At 40.4% G+C, this 23,346-nt stretch carries 17 protein-coding genes and 3 pseudogenes; 7 read left to right on the forward strand and 13 right to left on the reverse strand.

Translation table 11 applies throughout. The features are described 5' to 3' along the window. Positions 1–7 precede the first annotated feature (7 nt). Positions 8–709 (reverse strand): YtjB family periplasmic protein, encoded by a 702-nt coding sequence (locus JCM15074_RS00600; RefSeq protein ID WP_025819350.1) that lies wholly within the window; start codon positions 707–709, stop codon positions 8–10. 80 nt (positions 710–789) lie between these two features. Between JCM15074_RS00600 and serB the strand changes: the two genes are divergently transcribed. Both serB and JCM15074_RS00610 read left to right on the forward strand, forming a co-directional pair. Further along, a complete protein-coding gene (gene serB, locus JCM15074_RS00605; RefSeq protein WP_025819351.1) occupies positions 790–1,758 on the forward strand; it encodes a phosphoserine phosphatase SerB in 969 nt (322 codons plus the stop codon). A gap of 38 nt (positions 1,759–1,796) precedes the next feature. Next, complete coding sequence (locus tag JCM15074_RS00610; RefSeq protein ID WP_025819353.1) at positions 1,797–2,735, forward strand: alpha/beta fold hydrolase; 939 nt, start codon at positions 1,797–1,799, stop codon at positions 2,733–2,735. On the opposite strand, the gene JCM15074_RS00615 is transcribed toward JCM15074_RS00610, so the two are convergent. Continuing rightward, entirely contained in the window at positions 2,659–4,683 is a 2,025-nt protein-coding gene (locus JCM15074_RS00615; protein ID WP_025819355.1) for a PilZ domain-containing protein, read from the reverse strand. The two genes, JCM15074_RS00610 and JCM15074_RS00615, sit on opposite strands and share 77 nt — an antisense overlap. A gap of 275 nt (positions 4,684–4,958) precedes the next feature. Here JCM15074_RS00615 and radA point away from each other — a divergent pair, with 275 nt between their 5' ends. Both radA and torR read left to right on the forward strand, forming a co-directional pair. Continuing rightward, entirely contained in the window at positions 4,959–6,350 is a 1,392-nt protein-coding gene (gene radA / locus JCM15074_RS00620; protein ID WP_025819356.1) for a DNA repair protein RadA, read from the forward strand. A gap of 134 nt (positions 6,351–6,484) precedes the next feature. Then, positions 6,485–7,194, forward strand: a pseudogene (torR, locus tag JCM15074_RS20290) (two-component system response regulator TorR). Here the strand turns inward: torR and JCM15074_RS24155 are convergent. Both JCM15074_RS24155 and torT read right to left on the reverse strand, forming a co-directional pair. After that, positions 7,145–7,408, reverse strand: coding sequence for a hypothetical protein (locus tag JCM15074_RS24155; RefSeq protein ID WP_148300702.1), 264 nt, complete (start codon positions 7,406–7,408; stop codon positions 7,145–7,147). The pseudogene torR and the gene JCM15074_RS24155 sit on opposite strands and share 50 nt — an antisense overlap. Before the next feature lie 41 nt (positions 7,409–7,449). Further along, complete coding sequence (gene torT, locus JCM15074_RS20295) at positions 7,450–8,229, reverse strand: TMAO reductase system periplasmic protein TorT (RefSeq protein ID WP_159105264.1); 780 nt, start codon at positions 8,227–8,229, stop codon at positions 7,450–7,452. Positions 8,230–8,305: 76 nt separating this feature from the next. Here torT and torS point away from each other — a divergent pair, with 76 nt between their 5' ends. Next, complete coding sequence (gene torS, locus JCM15074_RS00635) at positions 8,306–11,191, forward strand: TMAO reductase system sensor histidine kinase/response regulator TorS (RefSeq protein WP_025819358.1); 2,886 nt, start codon at positions 8,306–8,308, stop codon at positions 11,189–11,191. Between the two features lie 297 nt (positions 11,192–11,488). Here torS and torD read toward each other — a convergent pair whose 3' ends face one another. The 7 genes and pseudogenes from torD to ubiU form a co-directional block, all read right to left on the reverse strand. Then, positions 11,489–12,124 (reverse strand): molecular chaperone TorD, encoded by a 636-nt coding sequence (torD, locus tag JCM15074_RS00640; RefSeq protein WP_025819359.1) that lies wholly within the window; start codon positions 12,122–12,124, stop codon positions 11,489–11,491. Continuing rightward, positions 12,121–14,621: pseudogene (torA, locus tag JCM15074_RS20300) on the reverse strand (trimethylamine-N-oxide reductase TorA). The gene torD and the pseudogene torA overlap by 4 nt, the downstream one beginning before the upstream one ends. 15 nt (positions 14,622–14,636) lie before the next feature. Then, entirely contained in the window at positions 14,637–15,818 is a 1,182-nt protein-coding gene (torC, locus tag JCM15074_RS00650) for a pentaheme c-type cytochrome TorC (protein WP_025819361.1), read from the reverse strand. Positions 15,819–15,857: 39 nt separating this feature from the next. Further along, positions 15,858–16,028, reverse strand: coding sequence for a nitrate reductase (locus tag JCM15074_RS00655; protein ID WP_025819362.1), 171 nt, complete (start codon positions 16,026–16,028; stop codon positions 15,858–15,860). A gap of 221 nt (positions 16,029–16,249) precedes the next feature. Then, positions 16,250–17,527 (reverse strand): YjiH family protein, encoded by a 1,278-nt coding sequence (locus JCM15074_RS00660; protein ID WP_084266929.1) that lies wholly within the window; start codon positions 17,525–17,527, stop codon positions 16,250–16,252. A gap of 555 nt (positions 17,528–18,082) precedes the next feature. Next, on the reverse strand, positions 18,083–18,946 hold the full coding sequence (locus JCM15074_RS00665) for a U32 family peptidase (protein ID WP_025819364.1): 864 nt from the start codon (positions 18,944–18,946) through the stop codon (positions 18,083–18,085). An 11-nt stretch (positions 18,947–18,957) separates the two neighbouring features. Continuing rightward, the gene (gene ubiU, locus JCM15074_RS00670; protein WP_025819365.1) at positions 18,958–19,959 is read right to left on the reverse strand and encodes a ubiquinone anaerobic biosynthesis protein UbiU; all 1,002 of its coding nucleotides are present in this window, start codon (positions 19,957–19,959) and stop codon (positions 18,958–18,960) included. A gap of 170 nt (positions 19,960–20,129) precedes the next feature. Between ubiU and ubiT the strand changes: the two genes are divergently transcribed. Further along, entirely contained in the window at positions 20,130–20,639 is a 510-nt protein-coding gene (gene ubiT, locus JCM15074_RS00675) for a ubiquinone anaerobic biosynthesis accessory factor UbiT (protein WP_025819366.1), read from the forward strand. A gap of 59 nt (positions 20,640–20,698) precedes the next feature. Here ubiT and JCM15074_RS20305 read toward each other — a convergent pair. Both JCM15074_RS20305 and trhP read right to left on the reverse strand, forming a co-directional pair. Further along, positions 20,699–20,946 (reverse strand): annotated as a pseudogene (locus JCM15074_RS20305) (YfhL family 4Fe-4S dicluster ferredoxin). Next, positions 20,946–22,316 carry a prephenate-dependent tRNA uridine(34) hydroxylase TrhP gene (gene trhP, locus JCM15074_RS00685; RefSeq protein WP_025819367.1) on the reverse strand — a complete coding sequence of 457 codons (1,371 nt, stop codon included), beginning with the start codon at positions 22,314–22,316 and terminating at the stop codon, positions 20,946–20,948. Before trhP ends, JCM15074_RS20305 begins: the two are co-directional and overlap by 1 nt. 188 nt (positions 22,317–22,504) lie before the next feature. Here trhP and JCM15074_RS00690 point away from each other — a divergent pair, with 188 nt between their 5' ends. Beyond that, a complete protein-coding gene (locus JCM15074_RS00690; protein WP_025819368.1) occupies positions 22,505–23,344 on the forward strand; it encodes an HDOD domain-containing protein in 840 nt (279 codons plus the stop codon). Positions 23,345–23,346 lie beyond the last annotated feature (2 nt).

Raw genomic sequence — 23,346 nt, forward strand, 5'->3', positions numbered from 1 at the left:
TAAGCGGTTATTTTTTCTCTGCTTTCTCTGCTTTCTCTGCTTTCTCTGCTTTCTCTGCTTTCTCTGCTTTCTCTGCTTTCTCTGCTTTTGCGAGAATTTTGCGGCCACGTTTGATTTTGGCTTTACGACGGTCAAAGTGAGCGCGTTTAAATGATAATGAACGCGATAACAACATACCGATTAACCCTGCAATAACCAACATCACTTGTTGCTGGCGCATATTAATATTGTGGGCTTCTTTAATCTCATTAAAGAACAGTTTCGGATCCAGTCTTACTTCAACAAAGCCTAGGTTTTTACCATCTTGCATAATAGGTTCAACCAAGGTTTGGTAGGGCGCGAGTTGTTGCTTTAATTCATCTGATTCCGCTTCTAAATCATCATCAGAAACATCTTGCGCAAAGGCGAGTCGCTGGCCCTTGTCGCTATAAAACATAGCGGCCATTACTTTGGGATCGCGTACTAATGCGTTAGCTAACCACTGTAATTGTTCATCATTTTGCAATTGCATTGCAGGTGCAGCGCCATAAGCAGTTTGCTGCACCAATAATCTTGCCATCTTTTGCGTTTGGGACTTTAGAAGCTGGCTACCTTGTAGTAGGCTGGTTTGCCAAAGCTGGATTAAACCTACAAGTAGGGCAATTGCAATGCCGACTTGTAAGATTCGAATCACTTTTTGTCGAGTTCTTAACCCTTTTAACAATAACACCTGATACCCAAAATAATAATATGCATTTATCTAATCATAATTGATTATTGGTAAAGCCGAAAGATGGAGATGAATTAACAATGTTGTCGCAACTAAGTCCACTGTTTAATTGGCTATTTACTCAAACTTGTTCACATTACAGTGATATGTTGGTCGATATTTGTCGTTATCAAGAACAACAAACATTAGCTGAGTTATATCGTTATCGTGTGTTATTGACACCAGAGCAATGCAATTTACCTTTACAGAACCTAATTTTGACCCTTGATAACTTACAAGGGATTGCTGTCATAGAGCGTAATCAAGACCTACTGTGCTGTGAGTTGGTCACTTCAAGTGCGATATCTCAGACACAACAAGCCTCATTAATAGCACAAACTGAACTGTTCTTTATTAATCAAGGTTTACCGCGATTATCGCAAGCGGGATTATTGGTGATGGATATGGATTCGACCGCTATTCAAATTGAATGTATTGATGAACTCGCGGCCCTTGCTGGTGTGGGTGATAAAGTTGCCGCCATTACTGAAACAGCGATGCAAGGTGAATTGGATTTTGAGCAAAGTTTACGTGCTAGAGTGGCAATGCTTAAAGGCTGTGATGCCAAGATTATTCAACAAGTGTGCGATGACTTACCGCTCATGCCTGGTTTAACCAGCATGGTTGCTGAGTTACAACAACATGGTTGGAAAATCGGATTAGCATCAGGGGGCTTTACACCATTTGTTAATTATCTAAAAGATAAGCTTAATTTAGAGCATGCCTTTGCTAATCATTTAGATATAGAACAACAAAAATTACTCGGCACCGTCAGTGGCCAAGTGGTTGACGCGCAGTTTAAAGCGCAAGTGGTGAAAGAATTAGCGATGCAGTATCAATTGCCTCACTCACAAACGGTTGCCATTGGTGATGGGGCTAATGATATACCTATGGTACAAGCGGCGGGATTAGGTATCGCTTATCATGCCAAACCAAAACTTGCCAATGCGGCAAGTATTCATATTGCACGACTTGATTTACGGGCATTACCTTATTTGCTTGTTAACTAGCTAGCACTGATAAATAACAAACTGTGACAGGGGCGAATATGGATATTGAGCAGCACTCACTGTTTATAAAAAGTGGTATTGATGAGTTACATTTAAGGCTCATCAAACCAGTTACCGCATTATATGCTGAGCCCATTTTGATGTTACATGGCAGTATGTCTAATGGGCGTGTTTTTTATAGTGATTCAGGCAAAGGTTTAGCTTGCTTCTTAGCACAGGCTGGCTTTTGCGTATATGTACTTGATAGTGCAGGACGAGGCTTAAGTAAGCCAGCTCTCGCTGATGGGCACAACCCATCTCAAACAGATGTGATTAAATTTCACTTACCGCTAGTGCAACAATTTATTCAACATCGACATCCTCAGCAAAAAATGCATTGGTGTGGTCATTCATGGGGGGGAGTGATGTTACTGAGTGCCATACTGCGTCAGCCAGCAATTACCACAGATATTGCATCAATAGTGACATTTGCCACTAAACGCCGTATTTATACTCGGTCACTAAAAAAATGGTTTATGGTTGATGTCGTCTGGAATAAAGTCGCACCTAGATTAGCCAAAAAGCATAATTACTTTGCCGCCAAGCATTATAAGCTTGGTATGGATAATGAAAGTCTGGCTTGTTTACTGCAAAGTATTGATTGGGTAAGTGGGGATTGGGTTGATAGTGAAGATGGTTTTGACTATTTACGGCAGAGTGAGCGTGTCAATTGGCCGATAGCCCGTTTTTATGCTGCGCAGAATGATCCTGTATTGGGGCATCAAAATGATGTTAAGCGGACGATGTTAGAGTGTGGCCTAGCAGATGCCGAATTTATTTTATTAGCCAAACAACATGGCTATAAACATGACTATGACCACGCCGGCATATTGACGCATGCCGACGCGGCCACCGATCATTTTATTGAGCTGTTGTCTTGGTATCAGGCCCATTCGAGCTTGTTAACGTCGGAAACAGTAGTAACACTTCATGACTGATATCAATTAAAAGACCATGGGCGGATATATGACCCATTTGTTCTTTCATTATTGCTAAGTTTTCAATGCTATTTTTATTGCGCTGGGCTTGTTCCTCATAAACATCTTCAATTTCATGATGTGATAAACGATTACAGCGTAGTTGCAGGGCGTAAAACTGACCCTGTTGCTGATATTCACTGATGCAGTCTAATTTGTCTTGATAACTATTTAATTGATCGGCCCAGCAACAGTTTAAGATCCCTGTTTGTTGATCTTGGCTAATAAAAATAATACAGGGTTCAATATCAGGCGTGGTGGTTAGTGCTTCTAACCGTGCTTGCCAATTAGGTAAGTTGGTTAATGCTGACATCTCAAATTTTTGAGCATCATTTACACGACGATTAAACAGTTGCGCAATTGCATTTTGATTACTGTTAGTTGCGCCGTAAGCCACTCTAAGTGCAGAGCCTGAGAAGAATAAAGGTAACGTATTGAGTTGACGCATTAATAGATGTTTGGCGCTATCAATTAACTGCTCTTTACCTGATTGATGATTTGTGAGGCGTGACAGTTTATCTTGGTTATGCGCGATCAATCTTTTTAAAAAGCTAGAGGCTTGATGGTCTTCTGAAACATTGTTTACTGCAGCAAGATGTAAAATCTTACCTTTACGAGATATTTGTTTAATCAAATACTCTTGTGCATCAAGTGAAGCCTTACCTGCAAGAGGTTGTAGTTCGGGGAAGCTAATTTGAATTTGATGCTGATCGGTTTGTATCGCTTCATCACTTAATAGTTGTAAGCCCTTGCTCGAAATATCAATGGTTTGTGCTTCAATATCTTGATCGCCAATATGCATAGTAACTTGAGTTTTAAATGCATAGCGAGCCTCATGGCGGCGCTCATTGATATTGATATAACCTTGATGTAATTCTTGCGCTGCAATATGGTTTTGAGCATAGCGTTTGAGGTCGTTAGCGTTACCAGAGGTATTAATTGCTGCTTCGGTATACCACTGACTATTTGGGGTAATATCTGTGAGCGTAACTAACCGGCTAAATTTGTTAATTGTGGCAATGGTATCTTTTGAATAGGTCTCTTTTTGACCTTGTAATAAAGCATCGTTATAACTTTTATCATGATCAATATTGCGACAATGAACTCGGATCATTTTAAAGCTGTGTTTATGACTGGCAAACGCCATAAATAGATCCAGCAACTGGTCATTAGCTAACTCGGTCAATGAAGCAGAGTAGAAATAACAGTTTTTGCTAGTGGTATGGGTAAAGCATAAAAATAATCGAGCGGCATGATTATCAGGGTTATCAATCATGGTTTGTAAACGATTATGGTTCATAAACGCGTTGATTTGTGAGACGCCATGCTTGTCTAAAAAGTAATGTTCTAAATGGCGATTAGTTTCATTTTGTAAAATATGTGAGACTGAATAATAGCGGTCATGGCTGACAAAAAGTGGCAATTGCGGAGTATGGTTTAAATGCAGATCTTCAAAGATTAGCTTCTCAGTTAACTCTTTAGCATCTGAGGTAGGCTTATTACCAAAAATCAGTGGTTGAATAAAATGATTACTAATGCGCTTCTTTTTAACGGGGTTATTACCAAGTTTACGCTGCATATGTTCAAGAATAACGCTTTCATATACTCCAAGAGTATAGGTGTCACTGTATCGCTCTAAGCATTGTTCAAACTCAGTTTGTGCATGTTCGTCTAGAAAATGAGTGAGTTCAGCGTGAGTAAACTCCTCACAAGGCAAGTCAGAGTCATTTCTTAAGTCGATAATGCGGTAACATGGCTGACCAAGTCGTAATAGCTCCAAGCGAATAATAAAACGATCTGCACTGGTTTCTTCAAATGTTGTAGATTGAAAAATATCCTCAAAATCTTCAGCTAAAAGTGAAGGGGTGAGTTGTGCAATTAAGGCATTTTTATGTTCTAAATTAATCATTCCTTGAGGCCTTTAGTCATTAATATCCGTGTTATATTGCTAGCATATAAAAATAGCGCTAGTCGGCTAATAGCAGTTAATTTCAATCCGAGAAAATATAATGCTATGGTCGCTAGCCTATTGTGACATCACTTTCTATGACTTTACTATCGGCTTTTATGGTTAAATCTTTATTATTGGCTTGATTAAGATTGATTTTAGAGTGGCTAAAATAGGTCTAAAATTAGAGAGTAAAGTTTGCCAAAAATTGAATCGATAAGGAATTTTAAATACAGATGGCTAAAGCTCCAAAAGTGGCATATCTATGCAGTGAATGCGGTATGGATTTTGCGCGTTGGCAAGGGCAATGCTCGGGTTGTAAAGCGTGGAATACGATCAGTGAATTTGCGATTCCTAAAGCGACAAATGCGGTCACTACGTTAGCGCGTTCAGGCAGTGCAGGCTATGCAGGACTCGTCACGGCAGGCTCTAAAAAGATGCGTGAAGTCGAGTCTGTTGAAGCTGAAAAAATGCTGACACAAATAGGTGAACTTGATCGAGTACTCTGTGGTGGATTAACGACAGGTTCAGTGAATATTATTTCAGGTGATCCTGGTGCAGGTAAGACAACCTTACTTTCTGATTTAGTCGCTCGTATGTCACAGCTAATGCCGTCATTATACTGTACGGCTGAAGAATCTTTATCTCAGTTTAAAAACCGAGTGAATCGTTTAAAACTGAACTATAACGAAGACAACCTGTATTTAATGGCTGAAACCAGTGTAGAAGCGATTATTGCAGAGCTTGATGCGAAAAAGATTAAATTTGCGGTGATTGACTCAATTCAAGCGGTATCAACAGAACTGGCTAATGGTAGCCCTGGTTCTCCATCACAAGTAAAGACTGCAGCTCAAGCCTTAACGCAATACTGTAAACAAAATAATGTCACCATGTTTTTGATCGCACATGTGAATAAAAACAATGAAATTGCAGGCCCACAGACCTTAGTACATATTGTTGACGCGTTATTGCATATTGATACCAACGACGGTCAAATCAGAACCTTGCGCGCCAATAAAAACCGTTTTGGTGATGTTGATACCGTCGGTATTTTTAGAATGACCGAGCGCGGTATGAACAGTGTCGATAATCCAAGTGAGATATTTTTATCAGGTTCAACCACTGAATCGTCAGGATCTGCGATTACCTGTATTCGTAAAGGTAATCGTAATTTATTACTCGAAATTCAATGCTTAACCACTGAAACAGAAGGCGAGTTTCCGCAGCGGGTGTGCGTGGGGCTAAATATGAACCGGATTAAAATGCTGACTGGTATTTTACGTAAGCATGCCAAGACTAAGATATTTCATGACACTTTTTTTAATATTGTTGGTGGTTTGAAAATCGATGAATCTGAAACTTGTATTGATTTAGCATTAGTGACGGCATTACTCAGCAGTTTAAATGAGTTTGTGGTGCCAAGAACAACCTGCATTATGGGAGAGTTGAGCCTTAATGGTGATGTGAGACCAATTGATAGTGGTGTGCCTCGTGTTAAAGAAGCAGCCCAGCATGGTTTTACTGAGATTTTTATTCCATTTAGAAATTATCATAAGTCGATGGAAGGGCTTGGAGCTAAGATTACTCCAGTAAAAACGATTCATGAATTGATAGAACTTATCAATTAATTCTGTCTAAGCTCAATGATTCAGTAGATTGTTAAATAAAACTTAAATTCAGCAATTCATTTGCAGATTGTGATCTGGATTGCTGATACTATACCTCAAGATGTGACTTTTAACTGTCGTGGAACCAATAGAGCATGGCATACACTGTTTTAGTAGTAGATGATGAAGCGGTCATAAGAGCTCGCTTAAAAGGCTATTTTGAAAAAGAAGGCTATCGAGTGATAGAAGCACTTGATGGTGAGCAGATGTGGTATGAGTTTAATCGACAACAGATTGATTTAGTCATGCTTGATATTAACTTGCCTGGCGTTGACGGATTAAGTTTAACTCGTGAACTTCGTAGTCGTTCAGATGTAGCATTATCTTGGTGACAGGCCGAGATGAAGCGATCGATAAGATTATCGGGCTTGAGATGGGCGCCGATGATTATGTGACTAAGCCGTTTGAACTGCGTGAGTTATTAGTTCGAGTTAAGAATTTACTATGGCGTATGTCATTAGTTAAGAAAGCAGAGATAGCCGTGGTAGATCAGTTATCACAACCTGATGATCTGATTATCTTTGATAACTATCGATTAGAGCTTAATAGCCGTAAACTTAGCCGCGATCAAGAAACCATTAAGCTGACTAAAGCTGAGTTTGAATTGTTGACTGCATTTGTATTGCATCCACAACAAGTATTAAGCCGTGATCGTTTAATGCAACAAACCAGTCATCGTAACCAAGACGTTAATGATCGCACCATTGATGTGATTATCAGGCGATTACGGAATAAGCTCTCGCCTGATCTGTTTGTTACTGTGCACGGTGAAGGCTATCTGTTTTCTGCTGCGGTGCAGGATTAGCCGTAACGCGATAAATTGGATAAAAATCAGCGGGAGCTAAACTGGTCTTCAGCTGATTTTGTGATTTAGCGGGCATACTCCACTCTAGAATTTTGGGGCCAATATCACCATAAACTTGATTGGTTTGCAGTTGTTTTACTGCGACATCTACCGCAAGCTTACCTTGTAATACGACTTGATCGTCATTGCTATGTGCAATTCGGCCTCGTTGCATACCACGTAAAATACTCGGTGATAGATAAGTACTAATCAGGCTTATTTTAGGATGACGAATATCTTTAGTGCACTGACGGCGGCCTCAATGGCAACTGCACTACCAACAATATAGTTTGGATGTTGTTTATCGAGTAATAACGTTAGTTGTTCACGATATAGTGCACGGTTATTATCTTGATGGCGAATGTCAGTAATTTTAACTTCACTATGCTCAAGCGCTGCTCGCATTCCTTGCTCAACCCAATCAGAGCCACCTACACTTTTGGGACCAGTAAGTAACGCAAGTGTACTCGGATTTTGAGCGTGCTGGCTAACATATTGCCCTGCAAAGTAGCCCATTTGATACCAATTTACTCCGACTTGATTAACGACTTGCTTGCTTTCAATACGGTTAACTAACCCTATGATTGGCTTGTGGGTCTTAGCTTGATAATGGTTTAGGATCTCCGGTGAAACTGCACCTAAAATAATTGCGTCATAGGGTTGTTTCATGCAGTAATCAAGCTGGTCTAGTTGCTTGTTTTCGTTGTAATAGCTTCCTGCTTCAAATAGATCAAGGTTAATACCCAGTTGTTTACTGTGTTGAACCAGCCCATAATCAATGCCAATCCAATAGGTATCTTTTAAGTGTGGAATAAGTGCACAGATCTTCCACGGTTTTTGGGCGTGCTTAAGAGGTTGATATTGTTGATTATGATTAGTTTGAATTTGCGCGCCCATCGGTAAACGCTGTTGAACGTTCCAATGGTTGTCCGCGAGGCTACTGAAACTGGCCAAGCTAAGTAAAGTACATATAAATGCAGACAGAGTTCGTGTCACAATATACACCTAGTGAATGTAAAAAAATGATAGCCAAGCTATTAATACCAGATTGTAACAGTTTTAAGGAATAAGCGTGATCCCATTATCTTTCTCGGGCACCAGTTTAATCGGTCGATTAATGCTGGCATTTAGCCTCTTAGGTTTATTACTGCTTATTCAGGTGAGTTTAGGCAACCTAAGTTTGTACTGGGTTAAACAAGCTGACCAATATCTCTATGAGCAAGCATTGCCAGCCTCACAAGCTGCAAGACAGCTTGCACATTCATCTACCGCGCTGTCTGAGAATGCGAAACAGCTAGGGCAACTGACAGAAGAAGTACAGCGTCAGTTTGTCGGGCGTAAATTAGCGATCGATAGCTCAAATATGCTGAGTGCGATTGATACGCTCAATAAACTCAATGTTGATACTAATCTTAGCTTACAACAACGCTCAGAAAATATTATTGCTGAGCTGGTTAGTTTGGGCAATTTAGTTGGTCAGCGCTTAAAGATGGAGTCTGAGTTAGCGCAATTAGGCCGAACGTTATCCAATGCCGCTAGTCAATCAAGTGAATTATTACAAGGTGAATTGGCGATTGTTAATGCCACTATTGTGTCTAAGTTAAGTTTGGCTTACCCGCAGCAAGTTGGTGATAAAAAAACGGCTGAGTTACTTGATGATGTTATTGAGCAAGAGATTGATACCCAGAGCCAGTTAACTCGCGCTTTAAAGCAGATACACAGTATCGCGCTATTAAGTCAAATGTTCCAGTCGCCCACCAAAGATTCACAATTACTCAATGCGATGACGACCGATAAAACCGTTGATTTATCAAGACTTGGGCTAGTTGAAGCCATTGATGTCAAACCGCTATTAACGGTAGATAAGTTAATTCGTGATCCTGCTCGCTCACAAGCTTTAAGTAAGCAAATAGCGATTTTATTAACAGTGGTAAAAGGGATTGAACTGCAGCGTCAGTACAACGATAAATTACAAGATCAACGCCAGCAGCTACAAAATTTATCCGATAAATTATATGGCCTAAATGCCGCGGTAGAGCAGGCACTTAATGCCCAGCAACATCAGGCAGAGCAAGCACGTAATGATTATTTAAATCGGTTACTGTGGGCTAAGTTAGGCCTTTGGTTAACGGGTGGTATGATGCTGATTGTGATCCTATTTGTAGTCTATAAAGTGATCTATCAAGGTATTGCTATTCGTTTAAATCAAGCCGCGACTGCTTTATCGAAACTGAGTCTAGGTGACACAGATGTGAGTATTAATCACTATGGTGATGATGAACTTGCGGTCATGGCAAATGCGCTTGAAGCCTTTAAAATCAAAACTATTCATAACCAAAAGCTACAGTCGCAATTAAGACAAAGCGCTGCTGAACTAACCGAACATAAGCGGGTGTTAGAACGTAAGGTCGTAGAGCGTACTAGTGAGCTGGCGCTGGCGAATGAAAAGCTTGATACCGCCGCTAAAGAGCACGAACAAGCGCGCGCGATTGCAGAGCAGGCAAACCAAGCTAAATCACTGTTCTTAGCCACCATGAGCCATGAGATCCGCACACCGTTAAATGGTTTATTAGGTACTCTTACTTTACTGGGACATTCATCACTGCCGCCAGCCCAGCAACAAATGTTAGCGTTATCACGTTATAGCGGCACCTTACTGCAAACCGTATTGAATGATATTTTAGATTTCTCGCGTCTTGAACAAGGCAAACTTAATAATGAGCCTCGCCCGGTTGATATGGTCGAACTGATTAATGAAGTGATTGCGGTTATGGTTGCAGGGGCGAATTTAAGTGGCCTGAAGCTGACCTTACAAAATAAAAATGTGCCTAAATGGTTGCGTATTGATGGCCCGAAATTACGACAAATTTTGTTTAATTTGATTGGTAATGCGATTAAATTTACACCAGAGGGCGAAGTGACACTGCGCATTTACCCGCAACAAGATTGGTTACATTTTGAAGTGATTGATACGGGTGTTGGTATCAATGAAGAAGCACAAAAACAGTTATTTAAAGCCTATAGTACACAGCCAAATCAGGGGCGAGCTCGTGGTACAGGCTTAGGGCTAGCTATTTGTAAGCAGTTGGTTGAATTGATGAATCCCGATACCAGCAAGACTATTCAATTAGAAAGCGAAGAGGGCTTGGGGAGTTGCTTTAGTTTTTGTTTGCCAATAGAGGAGTGTGCTCCAATTACCGCGGCGCATAATCAATTGCGAGAGCTGGTACCATCTAAATTAGTGCTGGTGGTAGAAGATAACCAAATTAATGCCATGGTTGCGCAGGGATTCTTGGCGTATATAGGTCATGAATCTGTTTTAGCCAATAGTTGTGAGCAGGCATTATCATTATTTACCCCAGAATTGATTGCACGATTAGACGCAGTAATGCTTGATATTCAATTAGGAGATGGTTCTGGTATTGAGTTGTTGAGGCAGCTGAAATTGAAGTCAGCTATATATCAAAAGTCGATTCAATTTGCTGCGTTTACCGCCCAAATTCAGTCTGAGAATATCCATGAATACCAAGATGTTGGTTTTGATCAAGTATTGGCGAAGCCCTTATCAATGGAATCACTTACCACTTGGTTAGGCAGTGCGGTGCGAGAAGATGTAAATCAAGAACCTGTGATTGAGCTGATGGATCCTGCTGCATTACTTGATTTAAACCAGATAAATCAGGACAAGGATATTTTAGGTGAACAAGCCGTCATCGATATGCTGCAGTTATACATCACCTCTAGCCAAGTGCATTTGCAATCACTGCTCGAACATAATGGTGACTCTGCTAAAGTGCTGCATGCTTTAAAAGGGAGTAGCGGTAGCATGGGATTGAGTGCATTAGCTGAGCGTTGTAAGTTATTAGAGCATAAAGCGTTGACGGATGAAGACATTGATTCATTACATCAACTGCAGCAAGCTTCAATCAGTGCTCTAGAAGCATATTTGAAGCGTTAGGGGCGTTCCCTTTTAAGTAAATACAAGCAGGATGTCAGGGCCGAAAATCACTATTAGTGAAGGCACATGGATGTAGTGAATGTCTGTATTGCACGGTGATATGGATATAGGAGGCAGAATAACGCAGGAGCCGTTATCGAGGAGCAAATGTTGACCTTGTCTACAGGGCTTCATTTCCGCTGAAAGATCACATTATTAGTGAAGTGCTGATTGAAAAGTTTATAGGCTTTGTTATTTGCTAAAATCATCCCCAAAAAAATCAGGCATTAAGCCTGATTTTTTTATCGGTATTTGAAATTAAGCGCTTTGCTTAGTTTCCTCTTGTAACCAATCAAGATCACCCGCAATCCAATTTTGGGTAAGGTGGCTCAAATGGGTATAGAATTTACCTTGGTCTTTTGCAGCTACGCGTTGAGCGAAATGATCGACCCAAGTGCCTAATAAGTTTTGAATAAACTCAAGTTGCTTAGCCTGATCGCTACTTGTACATAGTGTATTAACATATGACAAAATGACGGCGATATGGTCAGCGGGCTCTGGGAAGTCACTTTTAACTTCTAGCTTGCTTTGCTTTAAAAACTGACTCATAAGATGATGCTGCTCGCCAAAAACATTGACCTTGTCAGCATCTTCATCAGTTAAATACAAACTCGCGTATGGGTTCGCACTATGCTTACCTCCAACTAAAAATAAGCTGCAATAATCGGCCGCTAATTCAAGTAAGTCATTTTCAGACTTGATTGAGGTTAGAGTCGCGACGATCTGTTTTACATCGTCCTCCAACTTAGGGTCGTTGCCGAGGTTCGCCCAAAAATTAAGTGCGTCTGCAGAGGTAAGTTGCGCCAGTAATGTATCATCAATCTCTTTTGCAAACAGAGATGACAATAGTTGGTACACCATACCACGAGCTTGATTTAGTTGATTTTGGTTCATAGTTTGATCTCAATTGGTCCATCAAAGCCGCTAACTGCAGGTACTTTACCCTGATACTTCTCATAGTCAACTAAACAAGTATATGCAGAACATGCTTGTGCTAGTTTAGAAGTACCAATATCAAGCGTTAGCGTGTTTGGATCACCATAGCTATCTAATGCGCCAATTTCATAACCGCCTTGCTTGCTACCATCTTTACCTACTGGGCTATACCAAGCACCTTCCTGAATACGAATTACGCCTTCAGGGAAGTCTGCTGAAATAACTGCACCAGCAAGTAACTGACCACGGTCGTTAAATACGCGAATAATATCACCGCTCTTAATACCACGCTTTTTAGCATCTGCCGCGTTGATATAACAAGGTTCACGACCTTGTACGGTATAAGTTTCACGGAACTCTTGTGATTCACACATTTGTGAATGTAAACGCTTGTCTGGGTGGCAAGACTGCAACCAAATTGGGTGCTGTTTTGAACCTGGACCACCATGACTACGCTCAACTTTTTCCATCCAAGTTGGGTGACCTTTACAGTCATCGTAGTTGTAGTGCGCAATCTTACGGCTGAAGATTTCAATCAAGCCAGATGGAGTTCCAAGTGGGTTGATTTCAGGGTCTTCACGGAATGCCGCGTGACGGACAAAGTTATGACCTTCACCAAAGTCAACGTAACCGTCTTTCCAGAATGTATTAAAGTCTGGCATTGGGAACTTAGCTTTGTTGGCATCGCGACAATCGTTATATAAGAACTCTAACCATGCCATTTCATCCATACCACGGGTGTAACGCTTCTCTGCATCACGGCCACCTAAGTGGTAAGCAAAGCGGGTAAAGATTTCGAAGTCAGATAAGCTTTCATATAGTGGCTCAACCATCTTCTGCATTGCTAATACGCCACGAGCACAGTATGCGCCGTAGATATCGATATCGTTACGCTCAAACGTAGTACAAGCAGGTAATACGATATCAGAGAAACGACAAGCTGCAGTCCAGTTGGTTTCAATGTTAACGATACACTTAAGCTTGTGGAACGCTTCTTTCATGCGGTTACGATCTTGATGATGGTTCCATGGGTTATTACCTGAGAACACCATCATCTTGATGTCTGGGTACTTAACTTTTGAACCGTTAGCATCAATCACTTTACCCGGCTCAAGAATTGAGTCGATCCAACGTGCCACAGGGATTACGCTGCTCGCACCTTTAAAGTCATTGCTTGGGTAAAGCTGTACCATGCCTTCATCAAGGTTACGCGGGAACGCACCAGGTGCTGCTGCGCCTGTTGCTGGAACGCCGATACCTGAGTAATGGTGACCATAGCTGATACCGCCGCCTGGCAGACCGATTTGACCAATCATCGTTGCTAGTACTGCAGCCATCCAATATGGTTGTTCACCATGTTGTTGACGCTGAATACACCAACCCATCATGATCTGCACACGACCTTTCGTCATAATTGCAGCAATTTCACGGATCTTCTCTGGTGAGATACCACAGATTTCACTTGCCCACTCAGGGGTTTTAGCTACGCCGTCTGATTCGCCAGTAACGTATGGTAAGAACTCATTAAAGCCTAAGCTATAACCATCGATAAACTGCTTATCAAGGGTGTTGTTCTTAATCATTTCATGGGCAATAGCAAGCATGAACGGTACGTCAGTTTGTGGGTTGATGTACTGGTGTTCACTGCCTAGGTATTTCTGTGTTTTACTGACCACAGGGTCAATGCTAATAACACGGATCTTACCTTGTTCCACTTTTTCTTTTAGCTGCGCAAGGTAGCCAAATGATTGGTGAGTTTCACTGTTCCAACCTACTTGTAGGTTCTTATATGGGTCATTTGACCACATAATAATAGTGTCAGTGTGCTCTAGAATTAATGGCCAAGAGGTACCTTGAGCATATACTTCTGTCGACCCTAAGATGTAAGGCAGAATAACCTGACCTGCACCAGTTGAGTAGTCGCCCACTTTTTTAACGAAGTACCATGCATGCTTACCGCACGTTGCATATGGCTAGTACATGAATGTAACTGGCCAACTGCACGCCAGCCAGTTTGGCCAGCGTGAAGTCCAGATGGACCATAGGTAGTTTGTACTTCGTTTAATGATGAGATAAATAGCTTTAATGCTTTATCCCAAGTGACACGTACAAAGCGGAAGTCACCGCGAGTTGTGGTATCACTTTGGAAGCCTTTTAATAAGTAATCAAGGCGAACCATTGGGTAACGAACGCGAGATGGGTTGTATACCAAACCACGAATACCATTGATCATGTCGCTTGGATATTTATCCAAATCGAATGGTGCAACTTGATCAATTACGCCGTTTTTACGCTTAATTCTAAAGGCACCCCAGTGTGAACCGGTAGTTAACCAACCATCGTTATCTTTTGCGCCAGTTTCAGCTAACGCTTTTAAAGGCGTTAGCACTGAAGCACTGGTCATGGCAATACAAGATACAGATAGTAAGCCTTTTAAAAAGTCTCTTCTTTGCATTATAAAAATCCTTTACTAGTGCGCTGCTGACTTATCGAAAGTCGATGAGTGTTCTTGTAAGTACTTTTGTACTAACGCTTGGGTATCTTGGTCCATGTTAACGAACGCTAGCATACCTTGGAACATTCCAGGCCAAGTGTTGGCATCAAAGTGCGCAGGAGCTGGTTGGGTATGACATACACTACAAGCAGTGTTGTAAGTGTCTGATGCATAACTCCAAAGTGGTTGCAGCTCAGTTAATAAGTAGTCTTTGTCAGTCCAAATTTGTGCTTCAACTTTCTGCCAGATTAGACCTGTCATTGGGTCTTCTTTCTCTTCGAAAGTTTTAATCACACCTGGAATTAGTGCAGCGTGTTTAGTTAATTGTGCTGATAAAATGTTAACGCCAAAGTCATAGTAAATTACGCGACCTGCACCAATCTTCTTACGCCAGCCGTCAATCGCAATTTTAACGCGGTTGTCTTTAGTTTCTAACACGCGAACTTTAGTTGCTACGTTCAGTGTGCCAGCTTCAGTCTTAGTGGTTGCGTCTTCAAATAATGGCTTAGTTAATGCGCTGTAGTAATCAGAGCCTACTGCGAGTGATGATACGCCTGAACCTACGTTTGCAATTAATTCTGGTGCACGTGCAGTACCCATATCAGGTAGGGTATGAGCAATACCTTTGTGGCAATCAATACAGCTTTGGTCTGTTTCAGCAGCACGTTTCATCTGCTTAACAGCAAGCGGTGACATCTTGTCCCACTTCATTGATTTGTATTGGTGACAACTCTTACAGTTAGCTGATTTGTTAGCGTCAAAACGCTTCCATTCACGACTTGCCATCTCTAGCTTTTTAGAGGCATATTTTTCTGGTGTATCAACCACACCAAATGCCCAGCCGTAAATATCACTTACAGCTTCTAGCTTACGTACCATTTTGTCAGACCAGTTATGTGGAATATGACAATCATGACAAGTTGCTGTTACGCCTGAAGCATTTGAAAAGTGAACTGTCTTTTGTAAATCTTTATATGGATTAGCTTCCATACTGTGGCAGCTAATACAGAATTCTTGAGTACTGGTTTTATCAATAGCAGTGTTAAATCCACCCCAAAAGATAATACCCATGATAAATGCAGAAATACCGATGGTACCTAAAGATAGGTACTTAGCTGGAGTGGTCAGAGTTCGCCATAAGCTAATCAACCATTTCATATTAATTTCCTTTAAATGTAATTAGATGGGATGGAGTTACTAATGGCCAACAACACCAGAGAAAGTTTGAATTAGCCAGTTAACAAAGCTATAAGCACCGATAAATGTCGCGCCTAAAATAGGAAATAGCACAATTGTGATAAAGCCCATCGCTTTAAGTTCTTTTGACTTTGTATTGCTGTCATCTGCTGATTTAGCGTTATTTTCCATGACACATCCACCTCATAAAATATTCGATAGTTCTACTATAGATAAATGTTGTGAATAATGTAAGCGAGATGAATGAACAGGATTTGTCAAATTGTGTAAATTTATGAACAGTTTTTGTGTTCAAAAAAATATGCTAACTGATTGAAAAATATTGATATGAAACTAAATTGGATGGATCAAAAAAGAGCGGTTAAACCGCTCTTTTTATTGATGAGAAATAATTAAAAAATTAAGTGTGCAACACCTGCAATGATCGGTAATGTCACCAAAGTTCTTAATATAAAGATTGCAAATAGTTCAAAGAAATTAACTGGGATTTTACTGCCGATTAGCAATGCACCAACTTCACTCATATAAATTAATTGAGTGACTGACATGGCTGCAATCACAAAACGAGTCATATCACTTTCAATTGAGCTCGCTAAAATTGATGGCAAAAACATATCTGCAAAACCAACAACAATGGTTTTTGAGGCCATTTCAGCTTCAGGAATATGTAACAGCTCTAGTAGCGGAATAAATGGCATACCTAAGTAGGTAAATACTTGAGTATATTCGGCTAGCATTAATGCCACCGTACCAATTGCCATTACCACTGGAATGATGCCAAACACCATATCAATCGCGTTTTCAACACCTTCAGTCAGTAACGATTTAACGCCGCCTGCATTATCTGCCTTAGCTAATGCACGCTCTAAGCCTAAACTAAAGATATTATGACCTGCTGGGATTTTTTCATCTTCAGGATCGCGTTTAGTATCATCGATAAAGATATCTTTTTTCCAGCAAAGTGGTGGTAGTTTAGGGACAATAATTGCTGCTAAAAATCCTGCTAAACATACAGTCAAATAGAAAGGCACAAAGTAGCTCTCTAACTGTACTTGTGAAATCACGACTAAGCTGAAAGTAATTGATACTGCAGAGAAAGTGGTACCAATAACAGCAGCTTCACGTTGAGTATAGAACTTATCTTCATACTGTTTACTGGTCAGCAAAATACCCACACTACCGTCACCTAACCAAGACGCTAAACAGTCAATTGCACTACGACCAGGTAGATTAAATACAGGTCGCATAATCTTAGTTAGCAAGGTACCAAACAGCTCCAGTAAACCGTAGTTCAGTAGTAATGGTAGTAACATGCCAGCAAAAATAAATACTGAAAATAGTACGGGTAATAGGTCGTTTAATACTAATCCACCTGTGCCACTAGAACGTACGGCCTCGGGGCCAATACCAAAAAAGGTCATGACGATAAAAATTGCGCCAAGCATACGCACTGCAAACCACACAGGGCTAATATTGAGCAACATATTTAAAAATCGGCTTGAGGTGACAAAAGCAGGTTTAATGATTTTTGTTAATAGCGTTGCTAGTGCCATTAATACAACAACTGCTGTTACTACCGCAGTAGCGGTATCAGCTAATAGATACTGTAGGCTTTTAGCGATAACGGCAATTGGGATGGTCAGTTTATCTTCATAACTGATTGGCGTCATAAACAGTAATAAACCAATCAGAGAAGGGACGATAAAGGTCAGTATCGTCTTTAAGCTATATTTTTGTTTTGGTTGTTCCACAGTGTTGTTCCTAACTTATGGTGTTGCAACTAAATTAACCTTGAATATGCTTTGCATTTTCATTCATATTTTTAGCATTATAATTCATAAAATGTTTTGTAAAAAAACACTTCTTGTACAATAAATACTCACAGATTTGGTTGCTGTTAGAATATTTACCGCCTGAGAATGCATTTTCACATTGTAACGAATAAACTGCATAAATATCCATATAAAAATGGTAAATATTTACGCTTTAGTTGTATGATTAACAAGGTTTTTGTGTTGCCAAAAAGTTAACGTATATGAGTGTTTAGTTTAGGTCAAACTAAAAAAGTCGCTTTTGTAACGGATATTGGATTGTTAATGATGCAAAATTGAGGTTATTGAATTTAAATTAGTGTTTTTAATCTACTGAGTAAATTATTCAATAATAACTTTTTGATAGCGCGTCATTGATTAATTAGTGTCTCAATAACGCGCTAGTGGTGGGAATTAGCTGTTTATTTGTTGCATACCGGCTTGATTAAGCCAGTAACCATTACAACTTAGGTTATTTGTTTCGATATTAGTTTGATTAAAATCAACTAAAGAATTTGCATAATTAACACATGCTGAACTAAAGGGTGACACCCTAAAATAATCAATACCCATCTGCTGCATTTGCAGATAGTGTTGGCTTAAATCAATGTATTTAGCTGATTGAGTTTGAATGCCATTTATTCTGAGTAACTCTTGTTGTTCAAGGGTTTGAGTGAGAATACCCTTAGGGTAATTAATACAGGCAGTATCACAATTATCTTTGGTTAATTTAAGTTGTTTGGCGGTAAAACAACGTGCTGAGTGAGCTAATGGCATATAGCCTCTGGCAAACACTTCAACTTCGAAATCTGCTTTTTTCGGATCGCTAATAATTTGCTGCAACCAATCTTGTGAAAGCTCAATAGGCATCACAAACCGCTGCATTCCCCAACTGTGGAGTTTATTTAAGGTGGCTAGATTATAGTTATTGATGGTCGGGCCGCAAATAAAGGGCAGTTTAGCTTGTTTAGCTAAAGCGACTACGCCCATATCATTGGCTTCAATCATAAATTCACCATTATCAACTAACTTTTTTAGCTCATTAATAATAGAGGGTTCATCGATTAATGCTAATGAGGACAAAACGACTTGTTTGCCTGTGGCGCTTAGCATCTTGCCGATTGCCATATAATCAGCAAATTTAATCTCACGGCGGCGACTGCAAACAGTTTCACCTAAATAAACCAGTGGAATCTCGCTGTTGGCGACTTGTTGGTAAAAAGCCTCTACTTCAGCTTTTGGCCAACAATAGGCTAACGGACCTAATGAAATTTGCATGATAATTTCCTCTATTGCCAGTCACGCTCATAAGCGCCTAAGGTGGTGACTTGGCCTTCTGACACTTTGGCTAATCCTTGATTCCATTGTTCTTTTACTTGATACAAGGTTGGATTTTCAAGATAAGTATCTATCGCTTGACGCCAAATTTTAGTGACCTGCTCAACATAGGCTGGGCTGCGCTGACGACCTTCAATTTTTAAAGAGACAATACCTGCTTGAGCCAGTTGTGGTAATAAACTTAAGGTGTTTAAACTGGTTGGTGCTTCTAAAGCATGTTGACCAACTTGATTAAATTCGTTGAGGTAACGGCCTTTACAGACGACAGGGTAGCCCATCTGTTCATCGAGTGATGATTGATCTAATAGCACGTCATTGAGCCGTGTTAGGCGGCGGTTGCCTTGTTCTTGCCAGCGTACAAATTTAGCGGGTGAACAAGACCCCCCTGTATTGGGAGATTGACCTGTCACGTATGACGAAAGGTGGCAACGGCCCTCGGCCATAATACAAAGACTACCAAACGCGAACACTTCTAAATCAACCGGACTCACTTTTGCTAGTGTATTGATTTGTTTGATTGTTAGGACCCGCGGTAGTACCGCACGTTTAATATCAAACTCTTGTTGATAAAGTGTCAAGGCGGCAAGATTAGAAGCGCTGGCTTGTACTGATAGATGTAAATCTAGCCATGGGTAGCGACTATGGGCGTAATCTAATAAAGAAATATCGGCAACAATCAAGGCATCAACACCCAAGTCTGCCGCCATATCAATTGCTTGATACCAACGATGCTCTTCACTTGGTCGAGCAAAGGTATTTAATGTGAGATAGATTTTCTTGCCAGCGTGTTTAGTATATTCAACCGCTTGTTGTAGCTTTTTGGGACTAAAGTTTAGCCCAGCAAAAGAACGAGCATTGGTATCATCTTTTAGCCCAAGATAAATTGCATCTGCACCCGCATTTAGTGCCACTTTTAATGATGCAATATTACCCGCAGGACACAATAGCTCCATTTGTTGATTCCCTGTTATCAATACTATGATGAAATATTAATTGTTATTGAATATTCAAGGTTTGATATAAGACAGGTTTATTGTTAATTAACTGGGGTAAAATCGATCAAATTGTTAACATTTGAATGTATGCTACTTAAATCGTCTAAGTACATAAATGGAATCTGAGTATGATTGAGCAATATATTGCTAAGGCCGCCAACAGTGCCATGAGCATTGCCCCAAAAATGGTTAAATTACCATTAGCTATTGTGCCTTTTTCAGTAAAAGCAGAAGTGATTAGTCGCCTACTTAAACAGCTTTTTGCTGAGCAGGCTGAAGATGAAGAGTGTGATTTTTTAAATAATAAGTGGGTGGCGGTAAATATTGCTGATTTACAATTAGCATTTGAGGTCAGCTATCAACACCATAAATGGCTAGTACGACAACATCAGTTTGCTCAAGTGACATTTACTGCCAATTCAGCAGAGTTGATTTTGATTGCTGCGGCTAAAGAAGATCCTGATACCTTATTTTTTCAACGTAAGTTAACCATTGAAGGCGATACTGAACTGGGTTTAGAAGTTAAGAATCTATTGTTAAGCGTTGAGTTTGATAAATTACCTAACATGATTAAATTTAGTGTCAGCAAGTTGGCAGAATCACTGATGTTATTGCAGCAAAAAGCGGTTGTTTGCTGATTTGTATAACAAAACGGAACCCAAAGGTTCCGTTTTTTGTTGATGATATTTTTGTTATATCAGCCTTGAGTGATTTGATAAAACTTCACTAATAACTCATCTTGGCTTTCAACATGGGCTGGATCGGGATCGATACAATCGATAGGACAAACCGACACACAAGTGGTTTATCATAATGGCCGACACATTCTGTACAACGTTCAGGGTTGATCTCATAGATCTCATCACCCATTGCAATTGCTTGGTTCGGACATTCCGGTTCGCACATATCGCAGTTGATACAGCTATCATCAATTAATAATGCCATTATTTGCTCTCTTGGATATCCGCATGTGGATTACGTGTATCTTGGCCTTGTGGCAGATTACGTAGCAAAATAGCTTTACTCACATCAACATCTGCAGGTACGGGTAAGAATACTTTATGACCTGAACCTAACCCTGCCTCAACGTTTTCGCCTTTACGGTTTTCTAGATGATCGATGGTTAAATTGATATTGCCTTGCGGCGTCATTAATTCAACGCTGTCGCCCACAGAGAATTTGTTTTTAACATCAATCTCAGCCATGCCAGCTGGATTACGTTCGCCGCTTAGTTCACCCACAAATTGTTGAGTATCACTGACTGAATAACCATAATCATAATTTTGGTATTCATCATGAACGTGACGACGTAGGAAACCTTCAGTGAAACCACGGTGAGCCATGCCTTCGAGTTGACGCATTAGGTTGCGATCAAATGATTTGCCTTTAACTGCATCATCAATTGCTTGGCGGTATAACTGAGCGGTTCTTGCAACGTAGAAGAATGACTTAGTACGGCCTTCAATCTTTAATGAATCAATACCCATCTTAGTCAAACGTTCAACGTGCTGAATAGCGCGCAGATCTTTTGAGTTCATGATGTAAGTACCATGCTCATCTTCGAATGCAGGCATATATTCGCCAGGACGATTGGCTTCTTGCAGCAATACGATTTCGTTTGATGGCGCACCTTGACCTAATGTTGGGTCAAACAGTTGTGGTTCAACAGGAATGATATCGCCACTTTCTGTTTGCTTGGCTTCATGTACATCGTACTTCCAGCGGCAAGCATTGGTACAAGTACCTTGGTTAGGATCACGCTTGTTGATATAACCAGACAGTAGGCAACGACCTGAGTAAGCCATGCATAATGCACCGTGAACAAATACTTCAAGCTCGATATCTGGGCAACGTTGACGGATCTCTTCAATTTCATCAAGTGACAATTCACGAGATAAAATAACGCGCTTAATACCTTGTGACTGCCAGAATTTAACTGATGCCCAGTTAATGGCGTTGGCTTGAACTGATAAGTGCACGACTTGATCAGGGAATGCTTCACGCACCATCATGATAAGACCTGGATCTGACATGATGACAGCATCAGGCTTCATCGCAATCACAGGCTCCATATCTTTGATATAGGTTTTGAGTTTTGCGTTATGCGGTGCAATGTTACTTACCACATACAGCTTTTTACCTAAGCTATGGGCTTCTTCAATACCAGCTGCAAGATTTTCCATCTTAAAGTCGTTGTTACGAACTCTTAAGCTGTATCTTGGCTGACCAGCATAGACAGCATCTGCGCCGTATGCAAAAGCATAGCGCATATTTTTCAATGTCCCCGCAGGAGACAATAGCTCAGGTTTAAACATAATTACTCTCAACTAACAATCAAGATTACACACAGGGTGGGGGCGGCATTTTACTCAATGCGTCGTGGCTTATCAAATTTATAGCCAATATTTGTCTATTTTAGTTGTCACTAATTGAATTGTAGAAATAAAAGTTGTAGCCGATAACCTTAATATTAGACCGATTTATTGCAAGGAGCAGCTTGTCAATGTTTAACCAACACCAGTTACTCGTGTTATTTCTAAAAAAAATACAGCAACAAGATTTGGTGTTACCTCACTTACCTGAAATTACCGAACAAATTCTGGCACAAGCGACTTTAGGCTTTCCACAGCAAGCTTTAGTTGATTTACTTGAGCAAGATGCTTGTATTGGTCACCGTTTAATTACCATTGTTAACAGTGGTTTGTTTTTAGTGCCGCAAGGAACTGTATCTACGCTCGAACAAGCTGTAGCGGGAGCCGGTGAGTCACATTGTTATAATTTAGTTTTGGCAGCATCGATTGAGCATAGCTTTATCTCTACCCATGAGCGTGTTTGGTCAATCATGGATGATATTTGGCAAAATGCGATTACCTTAACGGCGCAGGCTGGCGCACTAATGATTGATTATCAACATCGACACCAGACTGAATTGTCATTAAGTGAACTGATGTTAATCGGATTGCTACACAATATCGGCAGCTTACCTATTTTGGCTGAAGTGGAAGCCGCGACTAATTTGTTTAATGATGAGCCACAGTTATATGAAATGATGCGAAAGTTGCAGCAACCGATGAGTAATGCTGTTTTAGCAAGGATATCGTTACCTTCAGCAGTGGTTAATGGTATCCAAAAGTGGGCGGATATATCGTATATGCCTGATGAGGTAAGCTATATTGATTTTATTCGAGCTGCGGCATTTTATAGTGGTTTACTTAACGCTGGCGAGGCCAAGGCAGAGCGCTTATATTATTATCATCAACGTGGCTTAGCTGTCAGTATTGATGATTGGCAAAAACAGAGTTTTTTGGATAATTATCATGCGATTAGGTTATGCTACCAATAAGC

The organism is Shewanella marina JCM 15074 (assembly GCF_000614975.1).
Lineage (GTDB): Bacteria > Pseudomonadota > Gammaproteobacteria > Enterobacterales > Shewanellaceae > Shewanella > Shewanella marina.